Annotated in this window: 19 protein-coding genes; 8 read left to right on the top strand and 11 right to left on the bottom strand. The window is 63.3% G+C overall.

Annotated features, from left to right (window positions below):
• The first annotated feature begins 15 nt into the window (after positions 1 to 15).
• The gene (locus HH213_RS23450) at positions 16 to 633 is read left to right on the top strand and encodes an LON peptidase substrate-binding domain-containing protein (RefSeq protein WP_110848157.1); all 618 of its coding nucleotides are present in this window, start codon (positions 16 to 18) and stop codon (positions 631 to 633) included.
• Here the strand turns inward: HH213_RS23450 and HH213_RS23455 are convergent, their stop codons facing one another.
• The 3 genes from HH213_RS23455 to trpS are packed head-to-tail and all read right to left on the bottom strand — an operon-like array spanning position 634 to position 2,953.
• Positions 634 to 1,593 carry a DMT family transporter gene (locus HH213_RS23455; RefSeq protein WP_169113832.1) on the bottom strand — a complete coding sequence of 320 codons (960 nt, stop codon included), beginning with the start codon at positions 1,591 to 1,593 and terminating at the stop codon, positions 634 to 636.
• Between the two features lie 11 nt (positions 1,594 to 1,604).
• The gene (locus HH213_RS23460; RefSeq protein WP_229263126.1) at positions 1,605 to 1,835 is read right to left on the bottom strand and encodes a DUF1294 domain-containing protein; all 231 of its coding nucleotides are present in this window, start codon (positions 1,833 to 1,835) and stop codon (positions 1,605 to 1,607) included.
• A gap of 53 nt (positions 1,836 to 1,888) precedes the next feature.
• Entirely contained in the window at positions 1,889 to 2,953 is a 1,065-nt protein-coding gene (trpS, locus tag HH213_RS23465; RefSeq protein ID WP_229263127.1) for a tryptophan--tRNA ligase, read from the bottom strand.
• A gap of 249 nt (positions 2,954 to 3,202) precedes the next feature.
• Between trpS and HH213_RS23470 the strand changes: the two genes are divergently transcribed.
• Positions 3,203 to 3,442 carry a hypothetical protein gene (locus HH213_RS23470; RefSeq protein ID WP_169113833.1) on the top strand — a complete coding sequence of 80 codons (240 nt, stop codon included), beginning with the start codon at positions 3,203 to 3,205 and terminating at the stop codon, positions 3,440 to 3,442.
• On the opposite strand, the gene HH213_RS23475 is transcribed toward HH213_RS23470, so the two are convergent.
• Both HH213_RS23475 and HH213_RS23480 read right to left on the bottom strand, forming a co-directional pair.
• A complete protein-coding gene (locus HH213_RS23475) occupies positions 3,426 to 3,665 on the bottom strand; it encodes a helix-turn-helix domain-containing protein (protein WP_110848153.1) in 240 nt (79 codons plus the stop codon). The two genes, HH213_RS23470 and HH213_RS23475, sit on opposite strands and share 17 nt — an antisense overlap.
• On the bottom strand, positions 3,665 to 4,186 hold the full coding sequence (locus tag HH213_RS23480; RefSeq protein WP_169113834.1) for a DUF2975 domain-containing protein: 522 nt from the start codon (positions 4,184 to 4,186) through the stop codon (positions 3,665 to 3,667). The genes HH213_RS23475 and HH213_RS23480 overlap by 1 nt, the downstream gene beginning before the upstream one ends.
• A 70-nt stretch (positions 4,187 to 4,256) precedes the next feature.
• Between HH213_RS23480 and HH213_RS23485 the strand changes: the two genes are divergently transcribed.
• Entirely contained in the window at positions 4,257 to 5,093 is an 837-nt protein-coding gene (locus tag HH213_RS23485; RefSeq protein ID WP_229263128.1) for an alpha/beta hydrolase, read from the top strand.
• On the opposite strand, the gene HH213_RS23490 is transcribed toward HH213_RS23485, so the two are convergent.
• From HH213_RS23490 to HH213_RS23500, 3 genes are read right to left on the bottom strand one after another with little or no spacing between them, the layout of a single operon-like run.
• Complete coding sequence (locus HH213_RS23490) at positions 5,090 to 5,902, bottom strand: substrate-binding periplasmic protein (protein ID WP_169113835.1); 813 nt, start codon at positions 5,900 to 5,902, stop codon at positions 5,090 to 5,092. The genes HH213_RS23485 and HH213_RS23490 overlap by 4 nt on opposite strands.
• A complete protein-coding gene (locus HH213_RS23495) occupies positions 5,899 to 7,158 on the bottom strand; it encodes a TCR/Tet family MFS transporter (protein WP_169113836.1) in 1,260 nt (419 codons plus the stop codon). Before HH213_RS23495 ends, HH213_RS23490 begins: the two co-directional genes overlap by 4 nt.
• Before the next feature lie 24 nt (positions 7,159 to 7,182).
• Entirely contained in the window at positions 7,183 to 7,842 is a 660-nt protein-coding gene (locus tag HH213_RS23500; protein WP_169113837.1) for an HD domain-containing protein, read from the bottom strand.
• 200 nt (positions 7,843 to 8,042) lie between these two features.
• Here HH213_RS23500 and HH213_RS23505 point away from each other — a divergent pair, with 200 nt between their 5' ends.
• The 3 genes from HH213_RS23505 to HH213_RS23515 all read left to right on the top strand — a co-directional run bounded on the left by HH213_RS23505 (position 8,043) and on the right by HH213_RS23515 (position 11,794).
• On the top strand, positions 8,043 to 8,537 hold the full coding sequence (locus tag HH213_RS23505) for a chemotaxis protein CheW (RefSeq protein WP_110848148.1): 495 nt from the start codon (positions 8,043 to 8,045) through the stop codon (positions 8,535 to 8,537).
• An 82-nt stretch (positions 8,538 to 8,619) separates the two neighbouring features.
• Positions 8,620 to 10,230: a methyl-accepting chemotaxis protein gene (locus HH213_RS23510; protein WP_169113838.1), complete on the top strand. Its 1,611-nt coding sequence runs from the start codon at positions 8,620 to 8,622 to the stop codon at positions 10,228 to 10,230.
• Positions 10,231 to 10,276: 46 nt separating this feature from the next.
• Complete coding sequence (locus tag HH213_RS23515) at positions 10,277 to 11,794, top strand: prolyl oligopeptidase family serine peptidase (protein WP_169113839.1); 1,518 nt, start codon at positions 10,277 to 10,279, stop codon at positions 11,792 to 11,794.
• Here the strand turns inward: HH213_RS23515 and HH213_RS23520 are convergent, their stop codons facing one another.
• The 3 genes from HH213_RS23520 to HH213_RS23530 all read right to left on the bottom strand — a co-directional run bounded on the left by HH213_RS23520 (position 11,795) and on the right by HH213_RS23530 (position 13,679).
• Positions 11,795 to 12,478, bottom strand: a complete 684-nt coding sequence (locus tag HH213_RS23520; protein ID WP_169113840.1) for a ribonuclease HI family protein — start codon at positions 12,476 to 12,478, stop codon at positions 11,795 to 11,797. It abuts the gene before it with no gap.
• Entirely contained in the window at positions 12,478 to 13,227 is a 750-nt protein-coding gene (locus tag HH213_RS30585; RefSeq protein WP_169113841.1) for a YXWGXW repeat-containing protein, read from the bottom strand. Before HH213_RS30585 ends, HH213_RS23520 begins: the two co-directional genes overlap by 1 nt.
• A 212-nt stretch (positions 13,228 to 13,439) precedes the next feature.
• Positions 13,440 to 13,679, bottom strand: coding sequence for a hypothetical protein (locus HH213_RS23530; protein ID WP_161057011.1), 240 nt, complete (start codon positions 13,677 to 13,679; stop codon positions 13,440 to 13,442).
• Between the two features lie 187 nt (positions 13,680 to 13,866).
• Here HH213_RS23530 and HH213_RS23535 point away from each other — a divergent pair, with 187 nt between their 5' ends.
• Positions 13,867 to 17,217: a penicillin-binding transpeptidase domain-containing protein gene (locus tag HH213_RS23535; RefSeq protein WP_169113842.1), complete on the top strand. Its 3,351-nt coding sequence runs from the start codon at positions 13,867 to 13,869 to the stop codon at positions 17,215 to 17,217.
• An 88-nt stretch (positions 17,218 to 17,305) separates the two neighbouring features.
• Positions 17,306 to 18,631: a hypothetical protein gene (locus HH213_RS23540; protein WP_169113843.1), complete on the top strand. Its 1,326-nt coding sequence runs from the start codon at positions 17,306 to 17,308 to the stop codon at positions 18,629 to 18,631.
• Positions 18,632 to 18,638: the final 7 nt, after the last annotated feature.

Below are 18,638 nucleotides of genomic sequence, written 5' to 3' on the forward strand. Positions count from 1 at the left end.
TGAGATGATTGCGAAATGCCATCTATTCCATTGTTTCCGCTGAAGACCATCCTGTTTCCTGACGGGCATTTGCCTTTGCAGGTGTTCGAAGTGCGTTATCTGGACCTGGTCAAGCGCTGCATCGCCAAGGGCGAAGAGTTCGGCGTGGTCTCGCTGCTGGATGGGAGCGAGGTGCGTTTGCCGGAGCAGCACGAGACCTTGTCCGCCTGCGGCACCATGGCGCGCATCCTGGACTGGGCGGCGCCGCTGCCGGGGCTATTGCAGATTTCCTGCATCGGCACCACGCGCTTCCAGGTGAAATCCGCCGAGCAACTGAAGCACGGCCTGTGGATGGCCGAGGTGGAAGAGGTGGCAGAAGACATGGTGGTACCCATCCCAAGCGAACAGCAGGACGTCGCCAACGCGCTAGGCGCCTTGATCCGTTCTCTGCAAAAGAAACAGATTTCCACCGCGAATATGTCGCTGGCGCCGCCGTACCGGCTGGACGAAGCCGGCTGGGTCGCCAACCGCTGGTGCGAACTGCTGCGGCTGGACCTGGAGGAAAAGCAGCGTCTGCTGCTACAGGAAAATCCCGTGCTGCGGCTGGAACTGGTGCAGGACGTGCTCAGCGAAAACGGTCTGCTCGATAACTGATCAGCCGGCGTGCGCCTCGCTGGCGTCATCCAGCGCATGGATGCGTACCGACCACATCACGCCCGCGATCAGCAGCACCATGGCGGCAATCTCCAGCCCGCGCGGCCACTGCTGCTTGTAGATAAATCCATACAGCAGCGCGAACAGCGTTTCAAACAGGATCAACTGGCCGGACAAGGTAAGCGGCACCTTGCGGCTGGCGATATTCCACAGATGGTTGCCGACCGCCGACGCTCCCAGCGCAATTACCGCGCTGACGATCCAGAACAGTCCCCAGTCACGCCCGCTAGCCACTGCGCCGGCGCCGGTCACTTGGCCATGGAAGAACACCAGGCCCACCAGCGCAATCACCAGCGCGATCAGTCCGCTGGACACGCCATACAAGGCCGACCACTCGCCGCTGCTGAAATGCGGATTACGCTTCAGATAGCGGGCGTTATCGACCGAGTACCAGGTCCAGCACGTCAGCGCGACCGTCGCACACAGCACGCCGAGCAGCTTGCTGGCGAGCGGCAGGCCATTCCCGACATCATGCGTGAAGACGTCGATATTGATGCAGGCGATGCCCGCCGCTACCAGCAGCAGCGGCCAGGTCAGCTGCCTGAGCGGCACCGAGCCGTGGTCCTTGTGCCCCACCAGCGTGACCGAGATCGGCAGCACGCCGATGATCAGCGACGTCGCCGCCACGCCGGCCAGCTTGACGCCTAGCGCAAGCAGCATGTAGTAGACGATGTTGCCGGCCAGCGCGTGCTTGATCATGGCGATGATGTCGCCGCGGTCCAGCCTGCGCAGCAGTTTCGGCAGCCGCGTCGACATCACGGCGGCGGCGATCAGGCCGTAGCAGATGTAGCGCCCGCACGCCATTTCCAGCGGCGTGAACGCGCGCAGGAATTCCGGCGCCACAAACACCATGCCCCACATGGCGCCTGCCAGCAAACCACACAACACGCCTTGCAGCATCGTCGGATTCCTTAGTTGAGAGTAGAGAGCCAGCCCACGGCGGCGACGTTCAGCACCACGCTGCCCCAGTAGGCGACCTGGAAAGAAGTCTTGACCGTCTTATGCCGCAGCCAGCGCTGCGCCAGCAGTCCGCCCGGCCAGCCGCAACCCAGGCCCAGCAACAGCAAGGTGCGTTCAGGAATGCGGCGGCGCTGGTGGATGGCCGCCGATTTGTCGATGGCGTAGGCGATGAAACAGGCCACGCTGGCGACGCCATAGAACGACGCCAGCCACAGCCAGTTCAGCGCCGGTGTGTTCAGAAGTAGCTCAGGCCGAGGGCGGCCTTGACTTCGTCGGCGGTTTTGGCGGCCACTTCACGGGCGTGCATGGTGCCTTCCTTCAGCAACTGCATGATGTAGCCCTTGTCTTTCTCCAGCGCTTCGCGGCGGGCGCGGATTGGCGCCAGCAGTTCCTGCAGCACCACTTCCAGGCGTTTCTTGACGATCGAATCGCCCAGGCCGCCGCGCACGTAGTGGGCTTTCATTTCTTCCAGCTTGTCTTTTTCCGGATCGAAGGCGTCGAGGTAGATGAAGGCGACGTTGCCTTCCAGGTGGCCTGGATCTTCCACGCGCAGGTGCAGCGGGTCGGTGTAGACCTTCTTGACGGCGGCGGTGATCTCGGCGGCGGTGGCACCCAGGTTGATGGTGTTGCCCAGCGATTTACTCATCTTGGCTTTGCCGTCGATGCCCGGCAAGCGGCCAATGTCCGGCACCAGCGCCTTGCACTCGACCAGGATGTCTTTATTCACGATGCGATTGAAGCGGCGCACGATTTCGTTGGTCTGTTCGATCATCGGAATCTGGTCTTCGCCGACCGGCACCAGCGTGGCCTTGAAGGCCGAGATGTCGGCGGCTTGCGAGGCGGGGTAGGTCAGGAAGCCGGCCGGAATATCGCGCTCGAAGCCGCGCAGGGCGATTTCGGTCTTGACGGTCGGGTTGCGCTCCAGGCGCGCCACGGTGACCATGTTCAGGTAATAAAAGGTCAGCTCGGCGAGCTCCGGAATCTGCGACTGGATCAGGATGGTCGACTTGGCCGGGTCGATGCCGACTGCCAGGTAATCCAGCGCCACTTCGACCACGTTGCGGTGCACCTTATTGGTGTCGTCCATATTGTCGGTCAACGCTTGCGAGTCGGCCAGCATGATGAATTGCTTGAATTGGTGCTGGTATTCCACGCGGTTGCGCAGGCTGCCGACGAAGTGGCCGAGGTGCAGCGGGCCGGTTGGACGGTCGCCGGTCAGGATGATTTGCGGACCCTTGGGTGCGGTGGCGACCGAGGAGACTTCGGCGGCGTCGGTTTGTGGCAGTTCAGGCAGACTCATCAGGGTTCCTTTACGTTGCCCCGGTCCGGTGAGCGGATACAAAAACGCCACCAGACTAGGGCGGCGTTGATAAAAATATCACATCACTATGGTTGTACAGTGGCCGCGCTCGCTAAGAGCGGCGCCAATACGTGCGGGTGTGAGGCGGGGCATAAAAAATCATGGCCGTATGGTTGCAGTTTGGTGGCGGTCTGTCAAGTTCGGAACTCTTTTGCGCGGAAGGCGGTCTAAACCAAAAAGGAGAACAACATGTCGAACAACTTTGATACGGTAACGTTCATGGATACTTTGGTGGAAGGCCACTTCTCCCAAAAACAGGCAAAAGCGCTTACGGTGGCGTTGCTTCATCTCATCGATATGCACCTGGTAACTAAAGACTATCTGGATATGCGCTTGGTGCAATTAAAGTTCGAAATCATTCAGTGGATGGTTGGTCTTATGCTTGTGCAGTCCGGTGTGACGGCGGTACTGTTCAAACTTCTGCACTAGCTGCATCGTCGTTGTCCGGCCCCGGCGTGCGCTCCAGGATGTCGCCTGGCTGGCAGTCCAGCCGCTCGCAGATTTTTTCCAGTGTGGAAAAACGTATGCCTTTGACTTTGCCGGATTTGAGCAGCGACAGGTTTTGCTCCGTAATGCCCACATACGCTGCCAGCTCGCGCGACTTGACCTTGCGCTTGGCCAGCATCAGGTCGAGATTGATCACGATGGCCATCAGATGAACGCCTCATTCTCCGCCGCCAGACGGCTGCCTTCCTGCATCAGTCGCGTGACCAGATAAAACAGTCCACACACCAGCAGCAGGATGATCTGCTCCGACCGCACCCCCACCGACACATGCCGGTCGCCGCCCGCCATCAGCCAGAACGCCAGCGTCCGCACCGGCGGTTCGGCAATCGTCAGCAGCGTTGACGCCAGCGTGGCGCCGGCGAACGCGCGCAGATGGCTTACCGATTGCGCCGTGAACAAATCCTGACGCCGGAAATTCAGCAGCAACCGGTCCAGCCGCCACAAACCATAGCCCATCACCAGCAGCGGCAGGGCCGCCAGCGCCGCACCCAGTGCCCGCTGCGACGGCGACATCGCCAGCTTGGCCGCCGTGCTGACGCCTTCCGCCGTGATCTCGATGGTCATGCTGCCGATCGCCGGCGCAAACGTGGTCCACGCAAACACAAAGAACGCCGCCTGCACGGCAACGCACAGCCACAGGAAAGTGCGGATCAGTGAGATTTTCATAAATTTATCGTTTTACAGTAAGTTTTTGTTGTTGTATATTGAATTGTACATTTAAAAACAGGAGCGGGAAATGAGGCAAGCATGGCTGGCGGTAATCGTGTTGATGTTGTCCGGATGTGCGATGCAGGTAGGGGAGCGGAATATCCTGCGCGCCGACAAACCCGGCGATGCACCGCCGTCTCACACCCTCGACAGCACCAGCGCACCAGCCTGGCAGCTCGATAAAGTCTCGCTGCCGGCTGCGGATGCGGAACTGCACGGGATCTCGGCCACCCGTCCCGGCAATGCGCTGACGGTGCTGTACTTCGGCGGCAACAGCTTCCATCTCGACCAGCACGGCGCGGAGGTGCTGGGCGCGATCGCGCCATGTGGCGCCGACGTCACCATCTTCGACTATCGCGGCTATGGCCGCAGCAAGGGCGTGCCAACCATCGCCACGCTGAAGAGCGACGCGCTGCGGATCTTCGACGACGTCAACGCGCGCCGTCCCGGCCAAGTAGTGCTGCATGGGCAATCGCTCGGCAGTTTCGTCGCCGCCTACGTGGCGCAGCAGCGTCCCGCCGCGCGGGGCCTGATACTGGAATCGACCACCACCAACGCGCGCGACTGGGGCAACGCCATGCTGCCATGGTATGCGTGGCCGTTCGTGCGGCTGGAGATCAGCCCGGAATTGCAGGATATCGACAACGTAGCGGCGGCAGCGGGCTACGCCGGACCGGCGCTGGTGCTGGAAGGGGAGGCTGATAACACCACGCCGCCGCGCCTGGCGAAGCAGGTGTACGCGGCGCTGCCGTCATCGTCCAAACGGCTGCTGCTGGTGCCGGGCGCCGGCCATAACGATGTGCTGACCAATGCGATGGTGCAGCCGGCCTACTGCGAATTTATCGGCCGGCTGGCGGCACATTAACGCGGACGCACGCTGTCGGACAGCAGGTCGGTGCGGAAGTAGTGCCGGTAACCATCCATCACCTGATTGGATTTGCCGGCTTTCTCCAGCGCCTCGCGCAGGATGGCCAGGTCTTCCGGTTTGAGCGCGTTGGAGATGTAAGCGCCGCTCTGGCTCCACGGCAGCTCCGGAATGGTCTCCATCTTCAGCCGCTCCTGCAAGCCGTGCACGCGCTGCTCACGGCGAATCGCGCCAGCCATCAGCGTTGGCCCCATGATGGTGACGTCGGCCGAACCCGCATGCAGCAGCCGCGCCACCGCAATCACGTCCACCTCCACGAACAGGCGGCCCTGTTTTTGCAGCTCGGTGAGCAGCGCCGAATACTTCTCGCCATAATCAAAGCCGCGCACCACGGCCACGCGTAATTCGCGCCGCGCCAGCAGGTCCGGCAGGTCGGGGATCGGCGCGCGGCCGCTACTCACCGAAATCAGCATCGGACGGTGATTGATCATCGGGATGAAGGTGCCCATCTGGTCGCGATCCTGCGTGCGCGAGGCCGGCGCCAGCACGTCCGCCGTGCCGTTCTTGAACATTGCCACCTGGCGCGCGCGCGGCACCACGGTGAACACGAAGCTGCAGCCGATCTTCTGCCCAAGGCCGCGCAGCAGATCCGGATAAATGCCCTTCACATGGGCGCCGTCGATGATGACGCTGGCGCCGTTGGCTGATACCGGCACCGAGATCTCGCGCGAACAGCCGGTGGCGCCGGCGCTGTGTGAGGCAAATGCCAGGCTGACGGCGCACGCCGCCATCAATAAACGCAGCTTCATGCTTCCTCCGCCTTGTGCTTGCCGAAGTAGCGCTGCGCCACCAGCACCGCCATCGCCTGCATGGCCGCGCACAGATAGAAGGTGCTGCCCACGCGCCAGTCGCCGGCCGGCAGGTGGCTGACTTCTCCAAGAATCGCGGAACCCAGCAGCGGCATGATGATCACGCCCACGCTGCTGATCGATTGCAGCGATCCCATTAATTCGCCTTGCTCGTCGGCCGGCGTGTGTTTGGAGATGATGCTCTGCAGCGCCGGGCCAATCGCAAACGACAGCACATTGCAGACGATCAGCACATACATCATCCAGCCCTGCGTGGCCAGGCCATACAGCAGATAGGTGACCGTGCCGGAGACCATGCCCAGCTGCGCCAGCCGCACCTCGCCGAAGCGCTTGATCAGGAGGCCGAGCAGGCCGGCTTGCACCACGGCCGCCGTCAGGCCGACGCAGAACAGCGCCGCGCCATTCTGGCCCGGCGTCCAGTTGAAGCGGAAGGTGGTGTACAGCACCCAGGTGGTTTGCAGCATCATCGCCGCCAGCGTCACCAGCGTGTAAGTCACGACCAGGCCGCGGATGTCGGTGCGGCGCACCAGCTTGGCCAGTGCCGCCAGTGGATTGATCTTGGAGAGCTTGAACGGCGCGCGGCGGGCCGCCGGCAGCGATTCCGGCACCATCAGATAGCCGTACACCAGATTGGCGGCCGACAGCGCGCCGGCCACATAGAACGGCAGGTGCAAATCGACCGTGCCCAGTAGCCCGCCCAGCATCGGCCCGCAAATAAAGCCCAGACCGAACGCCGCGCCGATCTTGCCGAAGCTCTTGGCGCGGTTCTCCGGCGTCGAGATATCCGACGCGTACGCCGACGCCACCGACATGCTGGCCGACGACATGCCGCCGATCACGCGGCCGATGAACAGGCAGGCCAGGTTGGGCGCCCACGCCGTGGTCAGGAAGTTGATGCTCATGCCGGCCATCGAATACAGCAGCACCGGACGGCGGCCGACGCGGTCGCTGATCGCGCCGAGCATCGGCATGAACAGGAACTGCATCAAACCGAACACCGCGCTCATCACGCCATACCAGTAAGCCTGGTTGTCGCGCGTGCCGGTGAATTCGCCGACCAGCACCGGCAACACCGGCACAATCAGGCCGATGCCCAGCATATCGATGAAAACGCAGATCAGGACAAAGTTCAGATTACCCGGCGGCTTGCCCGGTACCGGCAGCGGCGCCGCTGCCGAGGTGTCGGTGGTGGTCATGTAGGGGAGGTGGGCGAGGGTCGGTTACGGCGCGGCCGGGCTGGCGGCCCATTCGGCGATAAAGCTGTCGCGGAAGGCGATCAATTCATTCAGCCGGTTGTCCGCCAGGCGGCGGCCTGCGGTGGTCTGCATGGTGCCAGGCAGGGTGGCCAGCTTAGTGTCGATATGGTCCAGCGCGTACGCCTTGTCATCCAGGTCGCGGTGCAGCGCCATCGGATCGTCTGGATGCGCCAGCGCCGAATCCATGCGGCCGGCGGTGTAGAACAACCGCGCCAGGCCAACCGCGCCCAGTGCATCCAGCCGGTCGGCGTCCTGCACGATTTTGGCTTCGATGGTTTCGGCGCGGATGCCGGCGGAAAAACTGTGACTTTCGATGGCGTGGGCGACGCCGGCCAGTTTATTGGGCGGGAAGTCCAGCTCGGCCAGCTGGCGGCTGGCCAGCAGCGCCGCCTTGCGCGACGCCAGATGGCGTTCGGGGTCATTTTTTTGCAGGTTGACCAAGTCATGCAGATAACAGCCGGCCAGCACCACCAGCGCATCGGCCTCGGGGTAATCATTCAGCAGCAGGCTGGCGTTGCGCCATACGCGGTGCAGATGGTTGGTATCGTGGGCGCCATCCACGCCCTGTGCCGCAGCGGCCAGGGCGACCAGGCGCGGGTGCCAACCAGTAAGCAAGCTATTCATCGGTCTCCCGGAGTGTTTGGTCGATTTTGTGTAAATGATACAGGCTTGCCGAACCTTGTGCAGGAGAAAAACTGTAGTGGAATTGTCAATCTGAGAATTGCATTAAGTTTATTTTGTTGCCGTGCCGCATTTATTTGGTGCTATTGATCTTGACTTGCGGTAACATTACGCATAGTCACTATCGCATAGAAGGAAAACCCATGTCTAACGTAAGCGAATTGCACGCGACGTCCTCGACCGCCGGCGAGTACCTGGCCTTTACCCTGGGCCAGGAAGAGTACGGCATTGATATTCAAAAAGTAAGCGAGATCCGCAGCTACGAAACGCCAACCCGCATCGCCAACGCGCCGGGCTTCGTCAAGGGCGTGGTCAATCTGCGCGGCATCATCGTGCCGATCGTCGATATGCGTATCAAATTCAATCTGGGCACCCCGACCTATGACCAGTTCACCGTGGTCATCATCCTCAACATCGGCCACCGCGTGGTCGGCATGGTGGTCGATCGCGTGTCGGACGTGACCACGCTGCTGCCTGAGCAAATCAAACCGGCGCCGGAAATCGGCTCGGCACTGAATACCGACCACATCGTCGGCCTCGGCACCATCGATGAGCGTATGCTGATCCTGGTCGATATCGACAAGCTGATGTCCAGCGCCGATATGGGCCTGATCGAAAGCACCGCGCTGGCGGCCTAAGCTTGCGCACATCACGCCGGGCCTGACCCGATGCTGATCCCGTAGTTTTGTTTTTGGTTTACTCTGAGAGGTAGGTGCAAGAATGAATATGTTGGCGAATATCAGTATCGGCAAACGCCTGGCGTTGGGCTTCACGATTATCCTGGCGTTTGCGATGCTGATTACCGGCATCAGCGTGTGGCGGCTGCAAGGCGTGGCCTCGGCCACCAGCGAAATGATGCAGAACCCGCTGGCCAAGGAGCGCATGATCTCCGACTGGTCCGGCAAGATCGACAGCGGCATCCGCCGCACCACCGCCATTGCCCGTAGCAGCGATCCGTCGCTGGGCGCCTACTTCGCCGAGGAGTCCAAGGCTTCTTCCGCCGCTTCCGGCGAACTGCAGAAAAAAATCGAAACGCTGATCAGCGATGACGATGAAAAAGCCCTGTTCACCCGCATCGGCGAGCAGCGCAAGGTGTACCTGTCGTCGCGCGACCAGATCAACAAGCTGAAAACCGCCGGTGAGTTGGACGAAGCAACGAAGATTTTTGAAAACGTTTTCAAGCCAGGCACGGCCAAGTATCAGGAATTGATCGTCGAACTGCTCAAAATGCAGCGCGCCAAGATTGACGCTGCCGCAGTGCACATCGAAGAAATCGCCAACAGCAGCCGTCGTTTGCTGTTCATTCTGGCGGCGCTGGTGCTGGCGTTCGGCGCCACCAGCGCCTGGCTGCTGACCACCGGCATCGTCCGTCCGCTGCAAGAGGCGGTAGTGGCAGCGCGCCGCGTCGCCAGCGGCGACCTGACCGGCCATATCGACGACAGCGCCAAGGACGAAACCGGCCAGCTGCTGACGGCATTGAAAGACATGAACGCCAGCCTGCTGGGCATCGTCACCGAAGTCCGCTCGGGCACCGATCACATCACCACCTCGTCGAGCGAAATCGCACAGGGTAACCAGGACCTGTCGCGCCGCACCGAGCAGCAAGCCGGCGCGCTGGAAGAAACCGCGTCATCGATGGAAGAACTGACTTCCACCGTCAAGCACAACGCCGACAATGCGCGCCAGGCTAACCAGCTGGCCGCATCGGCCGCGCAGGTGGCAGTGAAGGGCGGCGCCGTGGTCGCGCAAGTGGTGGGCACCATGGATTCGATCAACCAGTCGTCCAGCAAGATCGTCGACATCATCGCGGTAATCGACGGTATCGCCTTCCAGACCAATATCCTGGCGCTGAATGCAGCGGTGGAAGCTGCACGCGCCGGTGAGCAGGGCCGTGGTTTTGCGGTAGTGGCGTCGGAAGTGCGCAATCTGGCGCAGCGTTCCGCCTCGGCCGCCAAGGAAATCAAGGCGTTGATCGGCGACTCGGTGGAGAAGGTCAACCAGGGCAGCAAACTGGTGGCCGATGCCGGCGTGACGATGGACGAAATCGTCGCCAGCGTGCACAAGGTCAGCGACATGATCTCGGAAATTACCGCCGCCAGCAGCGAACAAAGCGCCGGCATCAACGAGGTGAATCAGGCCATCGGTTCGATGGACGCGGTGACGCAGCAGAACGCGGCGCTGGTGGAACAGGCTGCGGCTGCGGCGGAATCGATGCAGCAGCAGGCCGCCGCGCTGGCGCATGCCGTCAGCGTATTCAAGGTCGATGGCACGCCGCGCCTGTCGCATGCGCGTCCTGCCCGTCCGCAGCTACAAATCACTCGCAGCGTCTGAACTTTTCACGTAGCATTGCCTTTTTGGCTATGTGCGTGGGAGTGTGATGCGATATCTGTTATTGATGTTATTGGCGGCCCTGGCGCCGTTGGTCCAGGCCGAAACTGGCTTTGCCAATCTTGAACGGGGGCCGCACAGCGTCGGCTTCCGCCTCGTTCAGCAATACGATTATTCGCGCAGCTATCGCGAGAAAAACGATGTCGTCAACGGCCAGCCATTCACCGGCGAACGCGCCCGGCCGGTGCAGACGCTGATCTGGTATCCCGCCGCGTCCAATGCCGGCACGCGCATCCCTTATTCCGACTATATCCGTACCGAGGCGACCGACATCGATTACGGCCGCGCCAAATCCGAGGTGGACGCCTTCGTGGCGAACCAACTTAAGTCGGCCGTTGCGGCCATCGGCGAAACGCAGGCCAAGGCCAAATTTGCCCAGCGCATGTGGGCGGTGCGCGACGCTGCGCCGCTGGCGGGGAAATATCCGGTGGTGGTGTATGCGCCAGGCGGCGGCAGTCCCGCGCACGAAGCGGCTGATGTCGGCGAGTATCTGGCCAGCCATGGCTATGTGGTAATCGTCAGCCGCAACCTAGGCACGCGCAGTTACCTGATGACGGTCGATCGCGAAGGTGCTGAAACGCAGGCGCGCGACATCAGTTTCCTCGTCTCTTATGCGCACACGCTGCCGTTTGCCGACACCGCCCATATCGCGGCGGCCGGCTGGAGCTGGGGCGGCATGACCAATCTTTTTGCGGCGGCCGCCGACAATCGTATTTCCGCCGTCATCAGCCTGGATGGAACGCGCGAGCCGGATCTGACCAAGATGCTGCCGGTGTCGCGCCTGACGATTCCGTGGCTGTACATTTCGCGCAAGCTGGCCACCATTTCGGAGCTTAACAAGCGCGGTATCGAGAGCTCATTCAGCCTGCTGAACGCAGCGCGCCACATGCAGCTATACCAGGTGGTGATGCAGCCGATGGTGCACGTGGACTTTTCGCCGGAAGCCTTGCGGTTCCAGCCGCCGTCGCATTTTGACGAATACACCCGCGAGGAAGTGGAGCAGGCCTACTACTGGACCGCGCGCTACATGCTGGCGTTTGTCGATGCCTATCTGAAGAACGACGCGGCCGGCCTGGCCTTCGTCCAGCGCTCGCCGACGCAGAACGGCGCCCCGCGCCATATGACCTTGTACGAACCGCGCGCAGCCGACGTTGGTCCGGTGGCCACGCGTGCCGGCTTCGCCACCGAACTGGCAAAGCGCGGCTTCGATCACGCGGTGGATGTCTACACGGCGCTGCATGGCCGCGACAGCACTTTCGTCTTATCCGAGTCCGACCTCAACGCCTGGGGCTACGAACTGCTGCGCTCCGATAAACAGGCGGCCGGCGTGGAGATATTCAAACTGGGCGTCTCGCTATACCCGAACGCCAGCAACCTGCACGACAGCCTGGCCGAGGGCTACGAAGCACTAGACAACAAGCCCGCCGCCATCGCCAGCTACCAGAAATCGCTGGACCTCGATCCGAAGAACGGTCATGCAGCCGACCGTTTGAAAGCGTTGCGCTGACTAAGGCTGCGACGTAGCGTGGGCTGATCGGTCAATCGCTTGCTGCGACAGCCGGTCCGCATCACCGTTGCGGTGGCGCGGCAGCCAGCGTAGTTGGACCTCGCCCAGCGCTGCCATCAGCGAGACCACGTGCGCGCGATGTTCTTCCAGCCCCTTGGCGCCGCGTGCTGCGCCGAAATTCACGTCGTTGACCACCACCTGGCTGTCGCCGTAGACCAGCAGGCCATGCGCGCCATGGTCGCGCGCTGCTTCCAGCAACGCCGTCAGCGCCAGGTATTCCGCTTCGCTGCTGTTGCCATATCCCGCGCGGCGGCTGATTTCCACGCGTTGGCCATCCGGGCCGCAGAGCAGGGCGCCAATGCCGATCTGGCCTGGATTCGGATGCGCCGAGCCGTCAAACCAGCCGCGCCATGCTGCCGCAGAAGGCTGCATGCCCGCCTTGCGCACCGCCAGCTTGTGCGCGTGAGCTGCTTGCCTGGACTGGCGACGTTCTGCATCACGCAAGCGCAAGGTCTCGCGCTCGGCGAGAAGATGCGCCAGTCCCAGCGCACCGGCGGCCAAGGTCAGCACCTGCAACAAGGCCTGCGCCTCGCTCAACTGCATGCGTGCCGCCAAACGGCGCGCGGCCACGCGCTCGCCTTTGAAGGCGGCCGTGGCCAGCGTGTCAAACCCTGTATTGCTCATCAATCGCGACGACGGTTGTCGGGATGGTTGTCGTAGCGATTAGGGACGCCGTCGCCATCGCGGTCGCGGTCATAGCGGTTGGGAACGCCGTCATGATCGCGGTCACCACGTCCACGGTTATCGCCCCGATGGTCGTTGCGGCCATCGTGACGGTCGTATCGGTTCGGAATGCCGTCATGATCGCGATCGCCATTCGGGCCGCGCTCCCAGCGCGCCTCTTCGCGGTACCAGTGGCCATCACGCTGCGCCCAGCGAGGCTGCGAATAGACATAGCCCGGACGTGCGGCGATCCAGTTCCCGCCGATCCATTCATGACGGTTGCCGCGCCAGTCCCAGTACCCCGGCGACCAGACAAAGCCTGGACGCGGAGCAGGGATCACTTCATAGCGTGGTGGCGGCGGTGCGACGGTGATGTAGTCGCCACGCGATGGGCCGCTGACGACATACCAGCCGCCTGGATCGAAGCGCCAACCGCCGCCATCGCGAATCCAGGTCGCTGGACGCCAGCTGCTGCCGACGCGCTCACGTTCCCAGTGACCGCCCAGCCATGCGTGGCGGTGGCCGTCCCAGTTCCAGTAGCCAGGCGCCCAGACGTAGCCGCGGCGCGGTGCCGGCACGGCTTCATATCGTACTGGAGGCGGCGCATTGCCGATCACGACGCTCACGCCGACTTGTGCGGAGGCGATGGATGGTGCGAAGGCTGCGGCGCTCAGCGCAAGCATGGCAGTGGCAAAAATAGGCTTGATCATGATGTAGTCCTCCGTTGTTATCTGCGCTGTGACTGCGCTTGGAAAGAACTATATCAACTGCGGCAAGAGTGTGTGCCGGATGATGCAACTTTTTACATATGACACAAAGCTGTGTGCAGATTTTGTGCGATGGCGAACAGAGTATCGCCGGAAGGGCTTCGCCTGTTACGCGGCAGCGCGGCTGTGCGGACAGGCGAAGGGGTAACGCGGGTTCAAATTTTGCTCGCGCTGGTGGTGGTGTTGGCAGCCACGGTAGCAGCGCGTTCTTGCAGCAGCGATTGCAGTTTTTCTTCTGCCGTGAGGCGTTTGGCGCTGACTACCACAACTTGCATGTTGGAGGCGGAAGCGGTGGCGGTAGTGTCGGCCGTTGGGTGTTCGAAGGTGTAGGCGGCCGAGCAGGCCAGGGCAGCAACGACGACGAACAGGGCTTCAAAGTTTTTCAGGACATTCATGATCTTCTCCTTGGGGTGGTTGAACTGTGTTTCGATGTAGTCACTGTATGCCAAGCCCCTGCAAGCCGCACCGGGATTGCGACGGGACGCAGGTTTTGCGGCCCGAAATGCATTTTGGCGCGATGGCCGCTTTTCCTTGCCCCTCTGCTAAGTGCAGGCAGATACCGTCCACTAGCGTGAGGGGCATATGCCGCGAGTCATCCGTACCATTTTGCAAGCCTGGGAAGAGCGCCGCCGCGCGCGCCGTCGCAGCGCCAACCTGCGCGTCGGCCTGCGCGGACGGCCATCGGTCACGCTGGTGTCGTCGCATCGCCCGCCATCCGCGCCCCATGCGCCGTCGCCGGTACCGACTACCCGGCGCGTGATCCCGGCGCGCGTGGTATGGATCGTGGTGGCGGGCCTGGTGGTCACGCTGGGCGGCGGCGCGCTGATCGCCGGCCATGCGCGCCATCTGGCCGCGTCCACCGCCAGTACGCCGCAATCAGCCGCCAATATCCGCGCCGCCAACGCCTATCAGGCCGTGCTGCCGGGGATCGGCTTCACCGTGTCTGAGCAGCCGGGCGTCAACGCCAGCCTGCATCCTGATGGCGCTCTGCTGATCGTTTCAGGGCTACAGGCCGCGCCGCCGGTGCGGGTGGACCTGTGCAGCCAGATGCGCGGTCCGACCGATCCGCGCCTGCTGCCGCTGCGTCTGGGCTATCGCTTCGACGACGTCAAACGCTGGGTTGCGCGTAATGAGGAGGCCAATGTCCAGATCTCGCTGCGCAACGTGCTGCTGGTGGCCGACCGCGCCAGCGCCGCCGATGCCATGCCGGAAATCGATATCGAAGGCACCGGACGCGCCGACTATACCGACCCGGCAAGCGAACCGCTGAAACTCAGCTGGCATGCCCGCCAGGGCGAGGCCCGCTGGCTCAGCGACGCCAGCTTCGGCCAGATCGAGCAGGGCGTCAATGGCCAGGTCGGGCTGCGCCAGCAAGGCTGGCTGCTGTGGGGCGCCAATGCAGCCTTGCGGATCGAACGCCGCGCCAACGCTATGTGCCCGCAGGCCGGCGAACTGCTGGTGCAGATGTATCGCCCGGCTGGCAGCACCGGCACAGCTCCCGGCGCTGGTGCCGGCATCTCTGCCTCCGCCGCCCCCAGCGCCGCGCTGGTCACCGCATTCCCCGCGCGTGGCGCAGCCGTCAGCGCCTACTTCGCCCCCGGCCAGTACCAAGTGCCCAGCGCCGGTCCCGGTGAACTGGAAGATCAATCGCTATTCGATGCGTTGCAGGCCCAGGGCCTGATCCGCCTCACCGCCAGCGGCACCATCGACATCGCGCCGCGCGACCTGCCGCAATGGCAGTCCGCGCCAAGCACCGAACGCGCCGCAGAGTTGGGCAACTGGAAGCAGGTGCCATCCGGCGCCGTCACCAAAAAACTCTTCAAGCGTTTGTACTACCAGGCTGACGGCGCCTACGTCCGCCAGCAAATCGACATCTATAACAGCGAACGTCGCCTGCTGGCCTGGCGTATCAAAGCACCGGCCAACCTCACGCTTGACTGGAGCGCCAGCACCGGCGGCAATGCCGCCAACGGCAACGCCCCGGTCATGATTGCCACCACCGGCCAGATGCCGGTGGCCGCCTCGCGCCTGTTCGCTACGCTGCCACAAGGCTGGCAGCCATGGACGCGTGTCGCCCGCTGGTCGCAGGCCGGCGAGGGCAATGGCGGTAGCCCGGTGGTGCACCTCGCGCTCAACCTGCCGCGTGCCGCCAGCGGCGGCGAAGTCGTCCACATGCTGATCGCCGGCCGCGTAGGGAGTGGCGTCACCGGCGCCAGCGCCCAATTCGCGCCAGCTTGCAGCGGCCGCGCCTGCGCCAGCAACAACGACGTCCAGCACATCACGCTGACGCTGCAAGCCGGCGCCCGCAGCATTCAGCTGGACTTGCAGCCACTGGACTTCAACACCCCGGAAGACCAGAAATACCGCCATCTGCGCGTGGCGAACGGACGCCTGATCTGGCAAGCACTCGCGCAAAGCGACAACACCGTGCCACGTAGCAGCGCGCCATCGCCGGTCCGGCTGCAAGACCGCAACGGCACTATGTTGTGGACCGATGGCGCACCGAGCGAAGGGGCAGTGGAGGCAGGCCTGGCGCCACTGCTTGGCGTCAGTACCGAACACGCCAACAGCATCGCCGGCATGCTGGCCCGCTTGCCCGCACCGAAAGGCGCGGTGGACGCCACGCTGACATTGGACTTGCCACTGCAAGCCCTCAGCCAGCGCGTGCTGGAATGCGTCGCCATGCATCGCGGCCGTTGGGAGGGCGGCCGCTGCGCCGGCGGCCAGCCCGCGCCAGAAGGCCGCCACGCAGGTCTCGTCATCCTCGACACCGAAACCGGCGACATTCTCGCCGCTGCTGGCGCAGGAGCCGGCGACGTCAGCGCCGCCAACTGGGCAGAGGTGCGCGACTTCGACCGCACCAGCCCCGCGCGCAGCCCATTGCGGCTGCCGGCATTGCAGCACGACGGCGGCGCACACCAGAGTCCCGGCTCGACGTTCAAGGTGGTCAGCGCGCTTGGGCTGGAACTGGCCGCACAAAATGACCCGCAAATCGACACACTGTTGGGCGGCATGCCGCTGCAAGCGATCAACCGCATGGCGGCGCAGCGAGGCTACGGCTTCCAGACCGATGCCGCTAGCTATCCGCTCAATCCACGCCTGGCCCACATCACCAACTACCGCGAACAAAGCCTGGACCGCCGCGCGCAGGAAGGCCGTTTGGGACTGGCGCAGGCCCTGACCTACAGCCTGAATACCTGGTTCGCGTGGTCCGGAGAGCTGAGTGACCGCAGCCTGTTCGGTCGTCCGGACGGCGGCGCGCCTGATCTGCAAGCGCTGGATGCGGACGCGCTGGATTCGGTGCGTCCCATCGTCGCCGCCGCGCACCGGCTGGGCTTTGAGCGAGCGCAGCGTCTCGACGGCGGCCTGCTGCCGGCGGATTTCAACTGGCGCAACTGGGATGCGCTGCAATCCACGCCAGCCCATATGGACCCGATCCACACCCGCCACGAACTGCGCCAGATGTCGATTGGTCTGCGCATGCAGGTCACGCCGCTGCAAATGGCGCTGGCCTCGGCGGCCGTGGGACAGGGCAGGGTAGTCTCGCCGCGCATGCTGCTATCGCTGGACGGCCGCGATGGCGCTCAGCAGACCGCGCCGCCGCTGGGCATCCGTCTGGACCGCATCAAGGCCGGCATGAAAGGCGTGGTCGATGTCGGCACCGGCGCCGGCGCTTTCCGTGGCGCGGCGCTGGCCAGCGTGCGCCCCGGCCTGTATGGCAAAACCGGCACCGCGCCAAGCGGCGACGATACCGCCACGGTGTGGTTCACCGGCTGGCTGGAAGCGGGCAGCCTGCCCGGGCAGACGCACCGTTTGGCGATGGCGGCCTTCGTCAGCCATTCCGACGCCACCGGCGGCGAACATGCGGCGCCAGTTATGGCGGCCATCCTGTCCACGCTGGCAGCGCAGAACGGTGAACAGAAGGGGAAATAGCCTTGTAAACGGGATAATGCAAACCACGTTTTTATGGCATTCTTGAAAAGCCTTTTGATTTACCCTATTTACAACATTACAGGACTTTATGCGCTTGCCAGGAACCCGGTATCAGGAGCACGGCTGGGAACAAGTGCGCAAGCTGTTGGGACTCTGCTCGTTGCAGGCGTTCCGGCAGATTGAGATGCACCAGGTGCTCGACCCCGGGCAGCACGCGACGCTGCTCGACGCCTATACCGATGCGGTAGCCGCATGCCTGCGCGCCAGCGCCCGCACCGCGCGCGGCGAGGCGGAGGGCAATAGCTACGGCGAGAGCGTGTATGAATTATCGCTTGGCCTGCTGTACGAACTTCAGGCGCAGCCTTCCTACTGGACGGCGTTTGTCGCCGCCATGGCAAACGAGCATGCGCGCAGCGGCGCGTTCTGGCGCGACGCCGCCGCCGAGGGCGTGCTGCGCAAGAAGGTCAACGATATGTACGCCACCTTGCGCGACAAGGTCGATGCGGACAACTACATCGTGACCACGGGACGGGAGTGTTCGCCGAATAAAATCTACACCTACCGCATGCTGGATACGGCGTATCGCGAAATATCCGGCCTGTTTGCGGCGTGGGAGCAGCATGCCGCGCAGATTGGCGCGATTCTTGGCCGAACGCTAGAGGGCACGCCGATCGAGGTGCGGCAGATGAAGTCCATCGGCGGCTGCAAGGCCGAGTGGATTATCCGCTGGAGCGAGACGCTGGAGCAGTTTGGCGGCTCGCCAGGCCCGTTGCACACCAAGTCCAAGCGCTTCGCCAGCTTGAAAAACAGTCCCGAGAAGATCGCGTCGCTGATGGCGGAAATCGGCGATTATGAGGAGTTGTCGTCCAATATGGACCGCGCCGAGGATTGGCAGGGCGAGGCCGGCGAGGCGGCGCTGTGGCTGGAGGACTACTGGCGCGTAGTCGGGGAGTCCGAGCAGGCGGAAGCCAGCGGCCAGCCAGCAGAGGAAGATCAGATTCTGGCCGCGCCGGAGCCGGATGCCGACGCTCACGCGGATGTTGACGATTATGCTGCCGATGACCCGCGCGAAGGCGAGGCCACATTCAGCGCCGCCGAACTGGCCGCCGAACAAGCGCGCGCCGCCGGGCTTTCCCTGCCCCTCCGCTATCTGGAAGTAGCGCGGGCCGCACAGGAATCCGGCAGCTGGACGGTGCGCATGCTGCGCGACGAATCGCTGCCGGTCCGGTTGGCCGTGTACCAAAAACTGTTGGGCGTAGCGGACGACACTTATCCCGACGCCTGGCTGGACCCGGCCACCGGTGAGTTGCCAACCTTGCAGCAGTTGGCGGCGCTGGACCAGATTTCGATGCCGACGCTGCGCAAGCGCCGGAATGAAGCAATCGCCAGGCTGCAAGCAGCGGGGACGCGATGAAGGAGAA

It is taken from the genome of Duganella dendranthematis (genome assembly GCF_012849375.1).
GTDB classification, from domain to species: domain Bacteria; phylum Pseudomonadota; class Gammaproteobacteria; order Burkholderiales; family Burkholderiaceae_D; genus Rugamonas; species Rugamonas dendranthematis.